9 protein-coding genes are annotated in these 19,598 nt (G+C 38.0%); 5 read left to right on the plus strand and 4 right to left on the minus strand.

Annotation, left to right across the window (positions count from 1 at the left end; all coding sequences use genetic code 11):
• Positions 1 to 11: 11 nt before the first annotated feature.
• Positions 12 to 2,057: an oligopeptidase A gene (gene prlC / locus H4J69_RS01555; RefSeq protein ID WP_182215327.1), complete on the minus strand. Its 2,046-nt coding sequence runs from the start codon at positions 2,055 to 2,057 to the stop codon at positions 12 to 14.
• Between the two features lie 322 nt (positions 2,058 to 2,379).
• On the opposite strand from prlC, the gene H4J69_RS01560 reads away from it, so the two are divergent.
• Together H4J69_RS01560 and gorA are read left to right on the plus strand one after the other, a co-directional pair.
• Positions 2,380 to 6,906 (plus strand): EAL domain-containing protein, encoded by a 4,527-nt coding sequence (locus H4J69_RS01560; protein WP_182244552.1) that lies wholly within the window; start codon positions 2,380 to 2,382, stop codon positions 6,904 to 6,906.
• A gap of 67 nt (positions 6,907 to 6,973) precedes the next feature.
• Complete coding sequence (gene gorA / locus H4J69_RS01565; protein ID WP_182215330.1) at positions 6,974 to 8,329, plus strand: glutathione-disulfide reductase; 1,356 nt, start codon at positions 6,974 to 6,976, stop codon at positions 8,327 to 8,329.
• Positions 8,330 to 8,429: 100 nt separating this feature from the next.
• On the opposite strand, the gene H4J69_RS01570 is transcribed toward gorA, so the two are convergent.
• Positions 8,430 to 10,457, minus strand: coding sequence for a methyl-accepting chemotaxis protein (locus H4J69_RS01570; RefSeq protein WP_182215332.1), 2,028 nt, complete (start codon positions 10,455 to 10,457; stop codon positions 8,430 to 8,432).
• An 825-nt stretch (positions 10,458 to 11,282) separates the two neighbouring features.
• On the opposite strand from H4J69_RS01570, the gene polA reads away from it, so the two are divergent.
• Entirely contained in the window at positions 11,283 to 14,042 is a 2,760-nt protein-coding gene (gene polA / locus H4J69_RS01575; RefSeq protein ID WP_182244553.1) for a DNA polymerase I, read from the plus strand.
• Between the two features lie 302 nt (positions 14,043 to 14,344).
• On the opposite strand, the gene H4J69_RS01580 is transcribed toward polA, so the two are convergent.
• Complete coding sequence (locus tag H4J69_RS01580; RefSeq protein ID WP_220465239.1) at positions 14,345 to 14,527, minus strand: hypothetical protein; 183 nt, start codon at positions 14,525 to 14,527, stop codon at positions 14,345 to 14,347.
• 23 nt (positions 14,528 to 14,550) lie between these two features.
• Positions 14,551 to 15,417 carry an SPFH domain-containing protein gene (locus H4J69_RS01585; protein WP_182244554.1) on the minus strand — a complete coding sequence of 289 codons (867 nt, stop codon included), beginning with the start codon at positions 15,415 to 15,417 and terminating at the stop codon, positions 14,551 to 14,553.
• Between the two features lie 539 nt (positions 15,418 to 15,956).
• Here H4J69_RS01585 and H4J69_RS01590 point away from each other — a divergent pair.
• Both H4J69_RS01590 and greB read left to right on the plus strand, forming a co-directional pair.
• Complete coding sequence (locus H4J69_RS01590) at positions 15,957 to 18,806, plus strand: pitrilysin family protein (RefSeq protein WP_259367693.1); 2,850 nt, start codon at positions 15,957 to 15,959, stop codon at positions 18,804 to 18,806.
• A gap of 308 nt (positions 18,807 to 19,114) precedes the next feature.
• Complete coding sequence (gene greB, locus H4J69_RS01595; RefSeq protein WP_182244555.1) at positions 19,115 to 19,588, plus strand: transcription elongation factor GreB; 474 nt, start codon at positions 19,115 to 19,117, stop codon at positions 19,586 to 19,588.
• Positions 19,589 to 19,598 lie beyond the last annotated feature (10 nt).

The following is a 19,598-nucleotide window of genomic DNA, read 5'->3' on the forward strand; positions in this document are numbered from 1 at the left end:
AGGGCCACTCATTATCCTTCAATACCACAATGTCTGAGTAAAGCATCAATCTCAGGCTCACGGCCACGAAAGGCTTTAAATAAGACACTGGGTTCTTGAGACCCGCCTTTTTCTAATATATTAGTTAAGAAATCATTACCCACTTTCGGGTTAAAAATGCCTTCTTCCTCAAAACGACTAAAGGCATCTGCAGATAATACTTCTGCCCATTTGTAACTATAGTAACCGGCTGAATAACCGCCACCAAAAATATGACCAAAACCATGTTGAAAGCGATTAAAGTCGGCGGCTTTCAATACTGAATATTCTTCACGCACTTGATTTAATGTTTGCTGAATATACCCAGAGTTATCTTGTGCAGGTTGGTAATCTTTATGCATTTTAAAATCAAAAATACTGAATTCTAATTGACGTAACATTTGCATCGCAGATTGGTAATTCTTTGCCGCTAACATTTTATCAAGCATAGCTTGCGGTAGTGGTTCACCCGTTTGGTAGTGTCCTGAGATAAAGGCTAATGCCTCTGGCTGCCAACACCAATTTTCTAAAAATTGGCTAGGCAACTCTACTGCATCCCACGGCACACCATCGATACCTGAAACGCCACTGGTGTTGATTTGTGTCAGCATATGGTGAATACCATGGCCAAATTCGTGAAATAAAGTAACCACTTCGTCATGGGTAAATAGCGCAGGCTTATCACCAATAGGCTTATTAAAATTACAGGTTAGGTAGGCAACAGGGTATTGAATATCACCATTGGCTAATTCACGACGACTTTTACAATCGTCCATCCATGCGCCACCACGTTTGTGGGCGCGGGCGTATAAATCTAAATAAAAGCGGCCACGCAAATTATTATCGCGATCGTATACTTGATAAAACTTCACATCTTTGTGCCAAGTGTCGATGTTAGCTACTTGGTTAATTGTCATGCCAAATAAACGATGAACAACTTCAAATAAGCCAGCTACAACTTTTTCTTCTGGAAAATAAGGGCGACATTCTTCGTCTGAAATAGCATAACGGCTTTGCTTTAATTTTTCACTATAGTAGGGCAGATCCCAAGCTTGTAAGTCTGTTTGGTTAAATTCTTTTTCAGCGAAAGCTTTAACTTCATCTAAGTCTTGTTGACCTTGAACCTTCGATTTTACCGCTAGGTTTTCTAGAAAGTCTAAAACCTCAGAGGTTGATGATGCCATTTTGGTAGCAATTGATTTCTCAGCAAAGTTATTAAAGCCCAATAGCTGTGCTAATTCATGACGAAGTAGTAATAGCTCGTTCATGATGTCGCTGTTATCGAATTTTCCGGCATTGGGACCTTGGTCTGAAGCGCGAGTAACAAAGCCACGATAGAGCTGTTCACGTAATGTCGCATTGCTACAATAAGTCATTACGGGTAAATAACTAGGGATATCTAAGGTGAATAGCCAGCCTTGTTTTTCTTGTTCTTTTGCTAGTTCTGCTGCGGCTTCTATAGCGCTGTCAGGTAAGCCAGTAAGTTCACTTTTATCGGTAATATTAACGCTATAAGCGTGCGTAGCATCGAGTACATTATTGCCAAATGTTGAGCTTAACTCCGATAAACGAGTAACGATTTCACCGTATCGTTTTTTATCATTATCGTTTAATGCGATGCCCGACAATTTAAAATCACGTAAGGCATTCTCAATGACTTTCTTTTGAGGAATACTTAATTGTGAATATTCATCACTGTTGGCAAATTGTTGGTAGGCTTGATATAACCCTTGATGCTGTCCCACAAAAGTACTGTATTCAGATAACAGTGGTAAACATGACTCGTATGCGTCACGTAATTTGTCACTATTAACCACCGAATTCATGTGGGATACCGGCGACCACAGCTTACTTAACGTATCGTCAGCTTCGTCCGTAGGCATAACTAAGTTTGCCCAGGTAAATGTTTTTTCTTCAAGCACTGCTGCAATCACTTTTTTGCATTCTGCTATCGCATGCTCAACAGCAGGCTTGATATGTTCAGGCTTTATTTGAGAAAACTGGGGTAAATCTGAAACTGTTAATAATGGATTGCTCATAATGCGGTATTCTTTATTAAATGATGATGTAGATGTAAGACCTTAATGGGAAAGATTCAAGGTGTAGCGCTTTTTGTTTTCAATCTATTTTACTTAAAATTGATCACCTTAAAAAAATAAATGCTACTGTCTATGTTAATACGTTGTTTGTTATTGTTAATTAGGCTCTTTATTTACCCTTTTAGTTCGGATAAATATTTATTTTAATTGTATTTTACTTATACTAAAAATATATGATTTGTCTTCGTCATGAGTTTCTCGAGGTGTTATGTTTCGTTTTTTTTCTGTGAATTCCTTATATTCACTTTTTTTACTGTGCGCTATGCTTTTCACAAATACTGCACAAGCAGAGGTGAATAATTTATATTTAGAAAACTTGTCAGTTGAGCATGGCTTGTCTCAAGGCTCGGTTAAAACTATTTTTCAAGATGATGAAGGTTTTATTTGGGTTGGCACTGAAAATGGTTTGAATATGTATGACGGTTATAATTTTCGCAGTTTACCTGGGCCAGATAATGATTTTGAAAATTATGAAACGTACCGGATTATTCAAGATAAGGACAAATTACTTTGGATCAACATCGTTGATAAAGGGCTAATTACTTACAATAAAAAAACAGATACCTACCAAAAAATTCTACAAACAGATCCGCTAAATAAAGATTATTATATAGCGGATATGATCGAGGGCAACAATAATGACTTTTTTATTGCCAGTGCAAAAACTATCATCGTGTATAACAAAATATCTCAAAAAAGTACGCGTCTATTAGATTTATCAAATGAGCTTCCTGCGGTTAATAATATTTATGAAATATTGTTACATCAAAATATTTTATATATTGCGACACGTATTGGCACTTTTGCCTTAAATGTTGACACTAAAAAATGGAAAAAATTACCTGCCATTACCGCGACTGAAATTAGCTCAGACAGCTTTAGTGCGGTAGGGGCGAATAAAGTATTTAACTTGCATGTAAGTGCGAATAATCATTTGTATTTGGGTACAGACAATGGTGTTTATAGCTTGCCGGTTAGTAAAATTAACAATTATTTAGTGGGTGATCTTCAATTACCCACTTACAAAATGGTGACTGACGGTGTTTCAAGTTGGCAGTTTTATGACGATGGCGATAACGTATATCAAGGCAGTCATTTAGGGTTGTCTGCTATTGATACAAAAACAGACACCACAGAATTTCTTTTTTCGTTTAATGAGTTTTTTGACCATATTAAAAGCAGTGATGTAGTTGCTATTATGAAAGACAAACAAGGGGCGTTTTGGTTGGGCTCTCAGGCTACCGGTCTTTATAAATGGAATCCTAAACTGAGCTTAGTAACCAACTATCGTTATAAAAAAGACAGTGAAAAAAGTTTAACAGACAACCTTGTTTGGTCTATTACGGCGAAAAGGAGTGACCCTGAACAGTTATGGATAGGCACTCAAAATGGTCTTAATTTACTCGATACGCGTCACGATACAATGTTGCACTATTTAACAACCGAGACCCCTAAAACGATTTATCATCGTGGGAACATAGATCATCTTTATGAAGATTTGGAGCAACGCTTATGGCTTTCTACCGGTAAAGGGGTGGTGTTATTTGATATAGCGCTCAAAAAAATTATTGATATTCCGTATGACGTTAAAGTAAAAGAGCTGCTTGCGTTAGGTCAGTATGATTTCTTTTATGATCGTTATAATACGTTGTGGAGTATTACGGAAAAAGGTGTCAATCGTATTTCATTAACAACGGGCGCTATTGACCCACTTGATGAAATGACTGCGAGCATTGCGGAAGATAAGGTTTTTACTTTACTCGGCTATTTACCTAATAGTGATAAAATGCTTTTTTCTACCAATAATTCATTATGGTTTTTTGATCTTGAAACACGAACAAGTACCATGATTTATCAAAATCTTAAGATTAAAGAAAGTGAATGGATATCTATAGAAAATGTGGCTTTTGATAAAAAAGGCCTGCTATGGTTTAGTTTTGCTGGTAAAGAACTGGTTGGTTTAGACAGTAAAACGTTTGAAAAAAAATATGTATATGACAAAAATAATTCCAATGTGGGACTCAATATTTACGGTTTAATGGTAGACCCTGAAGGTGATCTTTGGTTTTCCAGCCATAACGGTATTTATATGCTAAACGCTGAAACACACCATCTTCGTAATTTTGGTATCAGTGATGGTTTAGTGGGTAAAGAATTCAATAGTGGTGCTTTCTACGAAATGTATAATCATACATTTGCCTATGGTGCCATGAACGGCTTAACCATTTTTGACCCTCTGGTTTTAAAGACAAAACAAGATGATGAGCAACTGAGTGTACATGCCACTAATATTAACGTGTTGTCTCGTGATTTAGCTTTGCCTTTTGTGCTGAGTAATGGTGATACCGTTCAGTTAAACTATGATGATGTCGGTATTCGTATTGACTTCTCGCCATTATCTTACAACAACACGAATAATTTCCTGTTTGAATACAAGTTACAAGGTGCTGATAACATAAGTTATCCATTAACCACTGAAAATCACATTACTTTTCCGAGCTTACCTTCAGGGGAGCATTCGCTGGTAGTGCGTATCCAATCAGCTGAAACTAAAAAATATTCTGAAGCTTTTGTTATTAACTTCGTGGTGAAATATGCTCTTTGGTCTTCGCCGCTAGCTTACTTAGTTTATATTGTGCTCTTGTTGACTTTATTTATGCTGTGGTATGCAAAGCGCCAACAAAATACGCGTTTATTACTTGCCGCACATGAAGAGGTAAAATACCGAGAAAATAGATTGCAGCTAGCCTTAACTGGTAGTAATAGTGAAGTGTGGGATTGGCAAAGCGATAATAACTTAATGTTCGCTAAACGAGCCTCTGAAGAATTAGGTTATAGCGACCTTAAATATTCTTATAGCTTTAATGAGCATTTGTCGTTAATTCACAAAGATGAACGTGAATTGTTTCATTCACGATGGTTACAGTTTTTGGGCGCGGCTGATGTTAAGGTAAGTTTTTCATGTAGTTACCGAATGAAAAAATCCAATGGTCAGTGGTTATGGTTTAAAGACCTTGGAAAAATTGTGGCAACTGACACTAAAGGCAAGCCAACCAGAATTACTGGCGCGTATACAAATATTACCCAATCGTTAGCCGACGCCGAACGTGCTCACTTCTATGGTGAAGCTTTTAAGAAAACCAAAGATTGGGTCTTAATTATTAGTGACAACTTTAGTCGGGTCATCGCGAATGAGTCCTTGCGTGAGGTTTTTGCTTGGCAAGATGAAGAGTTCGCTTTCGATGCGAAATTATTTGGATTAACAAACGATCGTTTTGAGTTTTATAAGACCTTATTTTCTCATTTAAAGGCTGGGGATGATTGGCGAGGTGAAGAGCTAATAACAACAAAGGCTGGTGAAGAATTCCATGTTATTTTAACGGTCAGTGCCAGCCTTAATGAGTCAACCAATAGTATTTATTTTGTTTGTATTTTTACCGATATAACCGCGCAAAAGCATGCAGAAAAAGAGCTGCGTTATTTAGCCAATTATGACCATTTAACGGATTTACCTAATCGTTCATTATTGCTCGACAGAATAAAACATGCAATGGACTATTCTGCCCGCATGTCACAATCCATTGCTTTGTTTTTTATTGACCTAGACAGGTTTAAACAAGTTAATGATTCATTGGGTCATGACTGTGGCGATTTGCTCTTACAAGAAGTCACCAGGCGTTTAAAAGCAGTTCTGAGGGTTGATGATACCGTTGCTCGCATTGGCGGTGATGAATTCGTTGTTCTGCTAGAGTCTTTTCGCGGCCATGGTCAGCTGGGTCGAGTTGCACAGAAGGTGATTACTGCCGTTGGCGAGCCGGTGCTATTAAACGGCAATACCATCAGTGTTGGTGCTAGTATAGGTATTGCACTTTTCCCCGAAGATGCCAAAGATAGTGATGAGTTGCTTCGTCACGCCGATGTCGCTATGTATCATTCTAAGCAACTTGGCCGTAATACCTTTCAATTTTATACACCCCGTATGAATGTTGAAGCAAGTGAGCGGTTACTTGCTGAATCAACGCTTAAGTTGGCTTTTGAAAACAGCGAATTTATTAATTATTATCAGCCTATTGTTGACTCATATAAAGGTAAGGCCGTTGGCGCCGAATTATTATTACGCTGGCAAAGTGGCGACAAGTTAATTCCACCCGATAATTTTATTCCACTTTCTGAAGATCTGGGTTTGATTATATCTATGACTGAAGCGGCTATTTTACGTGGTGTGATAGATTTGAAAAAATGGCGAGCTATTCGTCCTAATATGTACTTATCGATTAATCTGTCTGTTCAGCACTTTCTTGAAGACAATTTAATTCCTTATTTGAAAAGTATTTTACAAACACATAATTTACCCGCTGAAGCGCTTAAGTTTGAAGTCACTGAAAGCATGCTTATTTCTGATCCTGATAAAGCTATTGCAACTATGACCGCGCTTGATAAATTAGGTGTGGTACTTGCTTTAGATGATTTTGGTACCGGTTACTCATCCTTGTCTTATTTAAAGAAGCTACCTTTAAAAATATTAAAAATTGACCGGAGCTTTATTTCTGGCATTGGCATTAACTCTGCTGATGAAGCGATTGTTGCTGCGACGTTAGTCTTGGCAAAAAACTTGAAAATGATTTGTATTGCCGAAGGTGTAGAAAATGAAATACAACTGAAATTTTTAGGCGAAAAACACTGTCACCTTATCCAAGGCTACCTTTATAGTAAGCCAGTTGGAGCTGCTAAAATTGAACAATTTTTGCATGATGACATTATCGCGATAAAAGTGAATAAGCCAGAATAGCTAATTGGCTTGAATAACGCTTGTTTAGCCACATATATAACTCATACATTTTTTTAGGAATAATAACATGACTCAACATTTTGACTTTCTTGCCATTGGCGCAGGAAGTGGCGGTATTGCTTCTGCAAATCGCGCAGCAAAGCTCGGTAAAAAAGCAGCAGTAATAGAAGCTAAGCAAATTGGTGGCACGTGTGTCAATGTGGGTTGTGTGCCGAAAAAAGCCATGTGGTATGCCGGGCAAATTGCCGATGCGTTACACTACTCTGCTGATTACGGTTTTAATGCGCCGTTACAAGGTTTTAATTGGAGCACGTTAGTTAAAAACAGGGAAGCTTATATAGAGCGCATTCATGCAGCCTATGCTCGTGGTTTTGCCAGCAACGGTGTTACTGTCATTGATGGTTTTGCCAAATTTATCAATAAAAACACTGTCGAAGTTAATGGCGAACAAATTACCGCTGACCATATTGTTATTGCTACCGGTGGTCGTCCGAGCATTCCAAGTATTGAAGGTGCAGAGCATGGTATCGATTCTGATGGCTTTTTCGCATTAACAGAACAACCGAAAAGTGTTGCGGTTGTTGGGGCGGGTTATATTGCCGTAGAACTTGCTGGCGTATTTCATGCTTTAGGCACCACCTCACATTTATTAGTGCGTAAAGAAAAGCCACTACGTGGTTTTGACGATATGCTCAGTGACACGTTAGTCGAACAAATGGCAAAACATGGTCCAACACTGCATACCCACAGTACACCCAGTCATGTTGAAAAACACGATAATGGTCAACTGACCATCCATTTGGAAAATGGTAAGTCTGTTGGGCCTGTTGATTCTTTAATTTGGGCAATAGGGCGAGAGCCAGCAACAGATAAAATTAATCTTGAGTTGGCTGGCGTCGCAATGAACGAACAAGGCTTTATTTCAACAGACAAATACCAAAATACGAATGTTAAAGGTATCTATGCAGTAGGTGATAATACCGGTCGTGCACAATTAACACCGGTCGCTGTTGCCGCAGGTCGTCGCTTATGTGAACGTTTATTTAATAATAAACCTGACGAGCATTTAGACTATTCAAATATTGCCACGGTTGTGTTTAGTCACCCAGTTATTGGTACGGTTGGTTTATCAGAAAAAGAAGCGCTTGACGAATACGGCGTAGAAGAGGTTAAGGTTTACAATTCACAGTTCACTGCTTTGTATCAGGCGATGACTGAAGATTATCGTGATCCTACGCGTATGAAACTTATTTGTGTTGGTAAAGAAGAAAAAATTGTTGGCATTCACAGTATTGGTTTTGGTAGTGATGAATTGTTGCAAGGGTTTGCGGTTGCCATGAAAATGGGCGCAACTAAAGCCGACTTTGATAACACTATTGCGATACACCCAACAAGTGCAGAAGAGTTTGTTACCATGAATTAAGTGGCGTTAACCACACCATACAAAGTTGTGTTGGCGTCATCTTCTGGCTATTAATGATGACGCTCGACACTACTTTAACTAGCGCTAATAAATCCGCCGCTTAAAGTGTAAAACGCTCTACTGAGCTGGTTAGAGAATGCGCTAAAGTACTGACATCTTCACTTCTTTTGTGCATATTACTCGCTTCCATAGCATTCTTATTTGCCGCATCAGCCGTTTCATTCATTGTTTGTTCAATTTGCTCACTATAAACCAACTGCTCTTGTGCTGCAGTAGTAATACTTTTGCTCATCGAGTCAATTGCTTTTAAGGTGTCCTCAATTTGGTTAATGGCATGGCTTAATTGCTGACTTTGAGCCACACATTCACTGGCTTGTGTTTGGCCTTCAGAAATCGCCTTGACCGCAATAGTAGTATCTTTTTGTAAATTATTAATCATCACTTGTATTTCAGCGGTGGACGCCTGAGTGCGAGAAGCTAATGATCTTACCTCATCAGCAACCACTGAAAAGCCACGACCTTGCTCTCCGGCTCTTGCTGCTTCAATAGCCGCGTTTAAAGCGAGTAAGTTAGTCTGCTCAGCAATACCACCAATGGTATCTAAAATACTACCTATGCTGCGACTATGCTGGCTAAGTAATTCCATGACTTCCACGGATTCACCCAGTCGAGTTGATAATTGCTTAATACGCTGGCTGTTATCGTTAGCAATATTATTAATGTCTTGGCTGCGTTGTGATGCTTCAGTGACATGGGAAGCGGTAGTCACTGCTTCATCTTTTACCATACTTGAACTAGCAAACATTTGTTCAGCAAGCTGTTTGGCATTATCAATACGGGTAATTTGTTGACTGGCGGATTCTGATATAAACAAACTTTGTTGATTGGTTAACGCCGCAGATTCATCAAGCGAATGGGCGTCTTTATTAATGGCGTTAAGTAATTGAGTTAGATCATCAGATAACTTATTAATATTAGTAATCAGCCCGCCAAACTCATCATCGCTGCGTTTTTCCATGCGCTTTGACAAGTTACCACTGGCGATTAATGCCAAGGCTTTGTTTACTGCCCGTAATGGACCAATCATGGCTTTAGTTGTGACATAAGTAATAAAGCTCGCCATAACAATAAATATTAACGCTAAAACGATGGCTAAAGTTTTTCCTCTTTCAATTTCTTCTTGGGCATTGTTTTGAAAATGAGCAAAACGTTTATTCGCTAATAAAACTAATTCATCTAGCTTGGCATAGCTTAAATTATAAGATTGGGTTGCAGAAAGATAAGCTTCTTTTGCTTGATATTGTAGATTAATTGTTTGTAGTTGTAGTTGGTATAAACGACCTGGTTGTTGAATTGATTCTTGCATCAGCGTCAAGTTCTGCTTAAAGTCATTTAACAGTTCATTAGCATTAAGTGGCTCAGCTTGCTGGACTAAATAAGCAAAATTAGTTTCAATATTATTGATTAAAAAAATCATATCATCTTGGTGTTTAGTCACTAAGTCTGTTGATTCTATTCGGTCAAGCCCTGACATAGTGTTTTTTAAGCTAAAAAGTGAGTCATCAATGCGCGTACCTGTACCAATAACTTCATCAAGTAACTTCTCCTGACCCGTCGCTTCAATAATTTCTAAATCAAGCATATAGGTGCTTGCTTGATAACGAGCATTTTCAAAAGTTTTATAGTCAGCTTGGAAGTCTCTTGTTGCTTGCTGATGCCCTATTTTAGCTGAGAACATTGCTTGAATATCGGTTGAGTATTGTTGATATTGGACTTGTGCTTCTTCAAGAGCCGATTGCATTTTTGCTTGCTTAGTCACTTTCAGGCGTAATAGCTGAACAGTTGCTTGGTAATCTTTTTGTAGATGATTAAACTGCTCTAAACTTTCCTGTAACTCATTAGCATCGGATTGTGTATAAGCGACAGCCGCTTGCTTCATCATTTTCAGCAATTGAACTTGTAACGTGCCACTTTGTTTTTGCACAGGAACGGCTAATGTTTCAACATTATTATTGGCGTCAGAAATTTTACTTAATGAATAGTAAAAAAAGCTACTTGCCGTTAATAATAATAATCCAATCGTAGTAAAACCAAAGATGATTTTTTGTTTTATGGTGAGATTCAGCATAAATTAAGCCTTGTGTTACGTTGCTCATCCTTTAATTGTAATCCGATATTTACTTAATGTGATAAAGGTGTGCATTTATTATTAAAATGTCTTAGATAAAAGCGTTTTACCTAACAATTAAACCAAATTAAATTAAAGGGTGACCTACTGGCCTAAAAGACATCCATATCTTAAGTTTAATTACAGTATCACGGTAATCTTCTCTACTCAATAAAGGTATGACCAGATGGCTTAGCTAAAAAGCTCCCGTAACAACATTGAAAATTAAATATTAATTATAAAAATAAAGCAAGAATAATAAAGCAATATTTTTGATGATTTATTTTTTGGTAATTTGAGCTTTTATTCAAATTAAAGATAAATTAATTCAGCTTTTTTTATCTTTAAAATCGCGCTAAGTCTTACTGTTATTCGCTTATGTTTTTTAGTTATTTAAAGCAGAAATATACCACTAAAAATAATTTAATAATTGTCTGGTATTGAGAGAAAATTCTGGTACTCTCTTACCTCGTTTATTTAAGCAGCACAAAAAACACACAATTAATAAGATGCTGAAAACGTACAGGATAAATTTTTATCCACATAAATAAAAATAATAATAAATATGTGAAAAAGGAATTTCAAACTACCTTTTCTCAATAAAAATAAGATGTTACCTATAAAATTACTGTAATAGCCATTTGGTTGTTATGGTTTTCTACGTTGTTTTCAACATACTTATCCACAATTTCAACGATCTTTTGCGACTAATTTTATAGATTAAGTGGAGAGAATGTACTGAGTATGGCATCCTTAGCCAAATTTCACTTCTAGTCACATATCATCATGACAAATTCTGCTTTATCGCCACTCATTTTAGTAGATGGTTCTTCGTACTTATTCCGTGCTTATCATGTTCCATATTTACAAGCATTATCGACAAAAGATGGTCAACCTACCGGTGCGATTACTGGCGTGTTAAACATGCTAAAAAGTCTGAAAAAAAATTATCCAAATGGCAATGTTATTGTGATATTTGATGCGAAAGGAAAGACCTTTCGTAATGACATGTATCCTGAATATAAAGCGAATCGTCCACCAATGCCCGACGATCTTCGTACTCAAATTGCACCAATCCATGAAATTGTTGCCGCTATGGGTTTACCGCTATTGGTGATTGATGGCGTCGAAGCCGATGACGTTATTGGTACTTTGGCAGAACAAGCGAGTAAAGCGGGTATCGATACCGTTATATCAACTGGCGATAAAGACATGGCGCAACTCGTTGATAAGCATGTCACGCTAATTAATACCATGACCGATGTAAAAATGGATGTTGATGGTGTTATTGAAAAGTTTGGTGTCCGCCCAGATCAAATTATTGATTACCTCGCGTTAATGGGTGATAAAGTCGATAATATTCCAGGGGTTAATAAGTGTGGTCCCAAAACCGCAGTAAAATGGTTGCTTGAGCACGAAAATTTAGAAAATGTGATTGCTAATGCCGGAAACGTAAAAGGTAAGATTGGTGAGTATTTACGTGAAGCACTTGAGTTTTTACCCCTCTCTTATGAATTAGCAACCATTAAACTTGATGTACCGCTTGAGCAAACCGCTGATCAATTACAGCCAGGCGTTGCCGATGTTGAAAAATTAACTGAGCTATACACTCGATTTGAATTGCGCCGGTTATTAGCAGACTTACAAAATGGTGAATCTGCTATTGCGGGTTCACCCGGACAGCAAACCTCAAGTGTTGACTCGATTGTAGAAGAAACACCTGCAGCAGATGATATTGAAACTGACTATCAAATTATTTTTAGCGAAGCTGAGTTTACTTCATGGCTGACTAAATTAAAAAATGCGGATCTCTTTGCCTTTGATACCGAAACAACCAGTGTCGATTATATGAAAGCAGAGTTAGTGGGCTTATCGTTTTCTATCGAAGCTGGAACTGCCGCTTATGTGCCGCTTATGCATGATTATCCTGATGCGCCCAAACAGCTCGACCGTGACTGGGTCTTGGCGAAATTAAAACCACTTCTCGAAGATAAAAATCAAGCAAAAGTCGGTCAGAACTTAAAGTATGATGTTAACGTGCTTTCACGTTACGATATTGAAATGCAAGGTATTACTTTTGATACCATGATCGAGTCTTATTGTTTAAACAGTGTTGCGACTCGCCACAATATGGACGCATTAGCGACTAAATATTTAGGCTACAAGACGATCAGTTTTGAAGAAGTTGCTGGTAAGGGCGCTAAAAAATTAACTTTCAACCAAATTGAAATTGAAAAAGCGGGATATTATGCCGCCGAAGATGCCGATATTACCTTGCGCTTGCACCAAGCCATTTATGCTAAGTTAGAAAAAAATAAAGATCAATTATCAGTATTTACCGACATTGAAATGCCTTTGTTACCTATTTTAGCGCGTATGGAGCAACACGGTGTGCTAATCGATTCTGATTTGTTGAATGAACAAAGCCATGCACTTGGTATGCGCTTACAAGAATTAGAAATTCAAGCACACGATATTGCCGGACAAACGTTTAACTTATCATCACCCAAGCAACTACAAAAAATATTGTTTGAAGAGTTAAAAATTCCGGTTATTAAGAAAACGCCCAAAGGTGCACCTTCAACCGCAGAAGAAGTGTTACAAGAGCTGGCGTTAGATTACCCTTTACCGAAAGTTATTTTAGAAAACCGAGGATTGAGTAAGTTAAAATCGACTTACACTGACAAGCTTCCTTTGTTAGTGTGCAAGTTAGGTCGAGTACATACCTCTTATCAACAAGCCGTTGCGGCAACAGGGCGTTTATCTTCGACCGATCCAAATCTTCAAAATATCCCAATTCGTAGTGAAGAGGGTCGAAAAATTCGTTTAGCTTTTATTGCGCCCAAAGATCACAAAATTGTCGCGATAGATTATTCTCAAATAGAACTGCGTATTATGGCGCATTTATCTGATGATCCAGGATTAGTCTCTGCCTTTTCAGAAGGGCGAGATGTGCATAAAGCAACAGCGGCTGAAATATTTGGTGTCGATTTGGCCGAGGTAACGGTTGATCAACGCCGTAGCGCTAAAGCAGTAAACTTTGGTTTGATTTACGGAATGTCAGCGTTTGGTTTAGCAAAACAACTTGATGTGCCTCGCCATCGCGCGCAAGAGTATATGGATAAGTATTTTGAACGTTACCCTAATGTTATGGCTTACATGGAGGACACGCGTCAGCAAGCTGCAGAGCAAGGTTTTGTGGAAACATGCTTTGGTCGTCGTTTATATTTACCTGATATTAAAGCTAAAAATGCGATGCGTAGAAAAGGCGCTGAACGTGCCGCTATTAATGCACCTATGCAAGGCACTGCCGCTGATATTATTAAAAAAGCGATGTTAGCTGTAGATGAATGGATACAAATCCAGCAAGACCCACGTATTCAAATGACAATGCAAGTACACGATGAGTTGATATTTGAAATTCATCAAGACATCGTTGATGAAACAACGGCGAAGCTTGTTGAAATTATGAATGGTGCGGTGAAGTTAAAAGTCCCCCTCATTGCTGAGGCAGGTATTGGTGATAACTGGGAGCAGGCGCATTAACTATGCAATATTATTTTTTTGGTGTTTTTAAAACTAAAATGTAATTTAATTACATAAAGCACTTTACAAAAGTAGAATGATTACTCTATAATGTAATTGTTCTTTTGTGAACGCTTGTTGTAATAATTTGTATATTCAAGCTCTCCTCATAGCTTATAAGCCGATGGCATTGTCATCGGTATTTTTTTGTCTAAAATTTGACAACTATATCTTATGTAATTATATTTCAGTATATGAATGATCGACACCACTTAATAACGTATCACTGTCGATCATCCGTTTACGGGTATTTAAAAACAAGATTAACTTTTAGGATCAATAATAGCCTCTATCGGTTTAGGCTTAGTTCGGCCAGACTTTCTTAAGGCATCACGCAGCACGTACTCTATTTGTGCGTTTAAACTGCGTAATTCGTCATCAGACCAGCGTTGCATGGCAGAAAGAATTTCTTCATTAATGCGAAGAGGATATGCTTTTTTTGCCACAATATTTCTCACTCAATTGACGATTAGTATAAGCTGCCGGTATTGACTACAGGTTGTGCCGCTTCGTCGCTACATAGAACAACTAATAAGTTACTCACCATAGCAGCTTTTCTTTCTGCATCAAGTTCTACAATTTGACGCTCTTCTAATTTTGTTAATGCCATTTCTACCATACCGACAGCACCTTCGACTATGGTTCTACGTGCGGCAATAATTGCCATGGCTTGCTGGCGTCTTAGCATAGCGTTGGCAATTTCTGGTGCGTAAGCTAAATGACTAATACGAGATTCAATCACAGTGACGCCAGCTTTTTCTAACCGGTCTTGCACTTCAATTTTTAATGCTGCTGAGATTTGAGTCGGATCGCTGCGTAAAGAAATATCGTCATCTTCGTGATGATCGTACGCATAACTTGTGGCTAAATTACGTAATGCGGATTCACTTTGAATTGAGACAAAATCCTCATAATCATCAACCTGGAAAACGGCCTCAGCGGTATCTGTTACTTCCCAGACAATAACCGCAGCAATCTCAATGGGATTACCATTTTTGTCATTAACTTTTAGTTTACTACTTTCGAAATTTCTAACCCGCAAAGAGACGCGCATTTTTGTGTAAAAAGGGTTAGCCCAGCGGAGGCCTGAATCATGAACGGTACCCGCGTACTTACCGAACAATTGCATAACCCGAGCTTCTTTGGGGTTGACCATAAAAAAACCAAACCAGCAAATAAAAGTAGCAAGGGTGACCAGTAAACTAATAATGGCAAGTGTGACATTGTTATTTATTATGTTATTAATTAACAAGGTGAAAGTACCAATCTGTAATGCCAATAAAACAAAAATAAACATAATGCCATTAGGCGCTTTGATTTCTTTTTCCGTAATCATATTATTCTCAGTAAGATTTTAACAAGTGATATCATTATGATATCACTTGTTGTTTAATGCAAGTATTTAGCAGAGCAATATTCATTAAATAAGATATTTATAAAAGTTTACGTGTTAGTAAAAAAATGAAGTTATTAAACGTTTGATGATTTTGATCAATTTTGGAGAGTTGAGGCTTAGCTATAATCTTACCAACATTATTCAACAGGAAAATACAATGGGATGTTGCGGAGGCTGTGGCGGCGAAGGTCATGAACCAGTGAAAACTGAAACAAAAGAACAGCAAGAACAAGATAAAAAACAAGATAAGAAACCAGAAGAGTAGTTAATATTCTTCCTGACAAGCATTGAGACAACAGCCGTTGTCTTTTTTTTGTTCTAAATTTAAAAGTTAACAAATAAGTAACAAAGTATTGCAAAACAGAAATATCATTGGCAAAGCAAGTGAGCAAATCATATATTAGAGCTAGATACTGGCGCAGAAGTTCAGCGCGAGAAAATATATTTATATAAATAATTAAGCCACCAAGGAGCATAAATTGAAAAAATGGAGCATCCCATTGCTATTAACTTGTTTAGCAGCATGTGAACAAACCGCGCCAACCACCACCATGGCTGAAGTAACATTACCAGCAGGTGTGAGTTTTGTTGAGCAAGTAACGGCAGAAGCGGGTAAAACTGTTATTCCTTATCAAAAATATACCTTAAGTAATGGTTTGACGGTTATTCTTCATAAAGATGCTTCTGATCCCTTAGTTCATGTTGACATGACCTATCACGTTGGCTCTGCTCGCGAAGAGTTAGGTAAGTCAGGTTTTGCTCATTTTTTCGAACATATGATGTTTCAAGGTTCTGAAAACGTAGCCGACGAACAGCATTTTAAATTAATAACTGAAGCTGGTGGTACCTTAAATGGGACAACTAACGGTGATCGAACTAATTATTTTCAAACGGTTCCAGCTAACCAACTAGAAAAAATGTTGTGGTTAGAGTCAGACCGTATGGGCTTTTTGGTTGATGCGGTAACGCAAGAAAAATTTGAAGTACAACGTGAAACGGTAAAAAATGAAAGAGGACAAAGTTATGATAATCGTCCTTACGGTTTATTAGGAGAGAGAGTTGCTGAAGCGTTATATCCGGCAGGGCATCCTTACTCATGGCAAACCATTGGTTACTTAGAGGATCTAGATCGTGTAAATGTTAACGACCTAAAAGCATTTTTCTTAAAATGGTATGGTCCAAATAACGCAACCTTAACCATAGGTGGCGATATTGACGCAAAAGAAACGTTAGCCTTAGTGGAACAGTATTTCGGGTCTATCCCACGCGGACCTGAAATCGCTATGCCTGAAAAACCTACATTCACCATAAACGAAGATCGTTATATTTCCATGGAAGATAATGTTCATTTACCTTTAGTGTATATGTCTTATCCGACCGTTTCTGTTCGCCATGCAGATGAAGCCCCACTTGACGTTTTATCAAGTATTTTAGGTGGCGGTAAAACATCTTTGCTTTATAAAAACTTAGTGAAAAATCAATTAGCGGTTCAAGCTTCAGTGGGGCATCCCTGCGCAGAACTGGCTTGTACCTTTACTTTGTTAGCGTTACCACACCCGGCTTCAGGAAAAACATTAGCAGATATAGAAAAAGTGATTCGCGATAGCTTAGTTGAATTTGAAGAGCGTGGCGTACAAGACGACGATCTAGCGAAAGTTAAAGCGAGTATGGAAGCAAGCTTCATCTTCGGTTTACAAAGTGTTTCAGGCAAAGTGAGTACACTTGCGGCTAATCAAACATTTAAGGGCGATCCAAATTACATCGAAAAAGATATCGCACGTTATGCCAATGTTACTAAGGCTGATGTTATGCGGGTCTTTAAAAAGTATATTAAAGACCAACATGCGGTAATCATGAGCATAGTGCCTAAAGGCAAACTTGATCTAATTGCAGCACAAGATAATTTTATTCCTGCACCGCGTAGTAAAGGTCAGACATCTGAAACCTCAGCAGAGAGTTTAGTGGTACGCAAAGCGCAAGATAATTTTGATCGCAGTAAAATGCCAATCTCAGGTGCCAATAAATCAGTCGCTGTACCACAGATGTGGAACAAAACGTTAGCCAATGGTATTAAAGTGCTGGGTACGCAAAGCATTGAAACTCCAACGACATCATTATTGTTAAAGATTCCTGCAGGTCATTATTATTCTGACAAAGACAAAGCAGGCGTTGTTTCGTTACTTGCTAGTGCATTAAATGAATCGACCACCAAACGTAGCGCCGAAGAAATGAGCAATGAATTACAAAAATTAGGTAGTTCAATCGCTATCTATGCAGGTAATCAATACTTGAATGTTAATGTCAGTACACTAACTAAAAATCTTGATGCGACAATGGCACTGGTTAATGAAAAATTAATGCACCCAGCATTCATTGAAGTGGAATTTTCACGGAACAAAAGTAATGCTATTCAGGGCGCAATTAATAGCAAGAAAGATGCAGGTTATTTAGCCTCAACAGCTTATCGTCAATTATTGCAAGCTGACAACATTGCAGCAACTTCAAGCCAAGGTACCGAGCAAAGTCTCAATAATATTACCTTAGCAGATGTTAAAGCCTTCTACGAACAGCAAGTAAAACCAAGTGATAGTCAGTTAATCGTCGTATCAGACTTGAAAGAAAAAGCGCTAATTAAATCACTTAACGTCTTTTCTAGCTGGCAAGGTAAAGGATCAAGCTTAGTGTTAACACTGGCTAAACCTGAGACAAAAGCGGGTGTTATTTATTTAGTGAATAAAGAGGGGGCCGCGCAATCGGCGATTCGCATTGGTAAACGCTCTATGACTCAAGATATTACCGGCGAGTATTACAAGTCTTATTTAATGAACTTCACCTTAGGTGGTGCATTTAATAGTCGTATAAACCTAAACCTTCGTGAAGATAAAGGTTATACCTACGGCGCACGTTCTGGTTTTAGTGCTGACAAATTCTCTGGTACATTTACCGCCTCTGCTGAAGTTCGTGCTGATGTTACCGATAAATCAATTATTGAGTTTGTTAACGAAATAAAAGGCTACAACGAACAAGGTATCACCGCGGAAGAATTAAGCTTTATGCGTAATTCAATTAATCAAAGAGATGCGTTGAAATATGAAACACCATGGGCAAAATTAGGTTTCTTAGCGCAAATATTAGAATACGATTTAAAGCCAAGTTTTGTGCAAGAGCGAGCAGAGATTGTTGAAACAATCAGTGCAGAAGAAATAAATACGCTAGCAAAGAAACACTTAAACTTAGCGGAAATGTTAATGGTTGTTGTTGGTGATGCTAAAACATTGAAACCCCAACTAAAAGCATTAGGTTATGAAGTGATTGATTACGAAATCTAATCTGACTCATCGCTCTTTGAGTGATTGATATAAAGCCTTAACGATAAACGTTAAGGCTTTTTATGTTCAGGATGAACGTTCATAACAGCTCTTAGGCATCCAAGCCTTCGCTGCATTAGTACTTCTTACACGTCATTTTATTCTAGACAAATCATAGTCCTAGATCCATGTAGACAATGTCGAGTCGCTACGGATTACAAAGAGCAATGATGCTTATTTTAAACCTGCTATCTTTTTATTGCTGAGTATGGCCAGATCAGCTTAATCCTGTCACAATAAATATTCTGCTTATCCGTGTTTAAACAAATATGAAACGAAGTAACTATATTACCCGCGCAGGCTGGGATCGCTTAGATAAAGAACTGAAATATTTATGGAAGGAAGAGCGTCCTCTTATCACTAAATCTGTCTCAGAAGCCGCTGCTCAGGGCGATCGAAGTGAAAATGCAGAATACATTTATGGTAAAAGGCGTTTGCGTGAAATTGACCGACGCGTAAGATTTTTAGTTAAGCGAACCGAGGACTTAACGATTGTCTATTATGATGCTAAGCAAGAAGGTAAAGTCTATTTTGGTGCTTGGGTCTCGCTAATTAATGAAGACGACAAAGAACTCACCTATCGAGTGGTGGGGCCTGATGAATGGGACGTTAAAAAAGGTGAAATAAGTCTTGATTCACCAATGGCAAGGGCATTAATAGGTAAGTGTGTTGATGACGAGGTCGTAGTACAGACGCCCGAAGGTGAGCGTGTTTTTGATATTATAAAAATTTGGTATAAATAAACAGCACACA

The sequence above is a fragment of the Colwellia sp. BRX10-9 genome, from assembly GCF_014077405.1.
Classification (GTDB): domain Bacteria; phylum Pseudomonadota; class Gammaproteobacteria; order Enterobacterales; family Alteromonadaceae; genus Colwellia_A.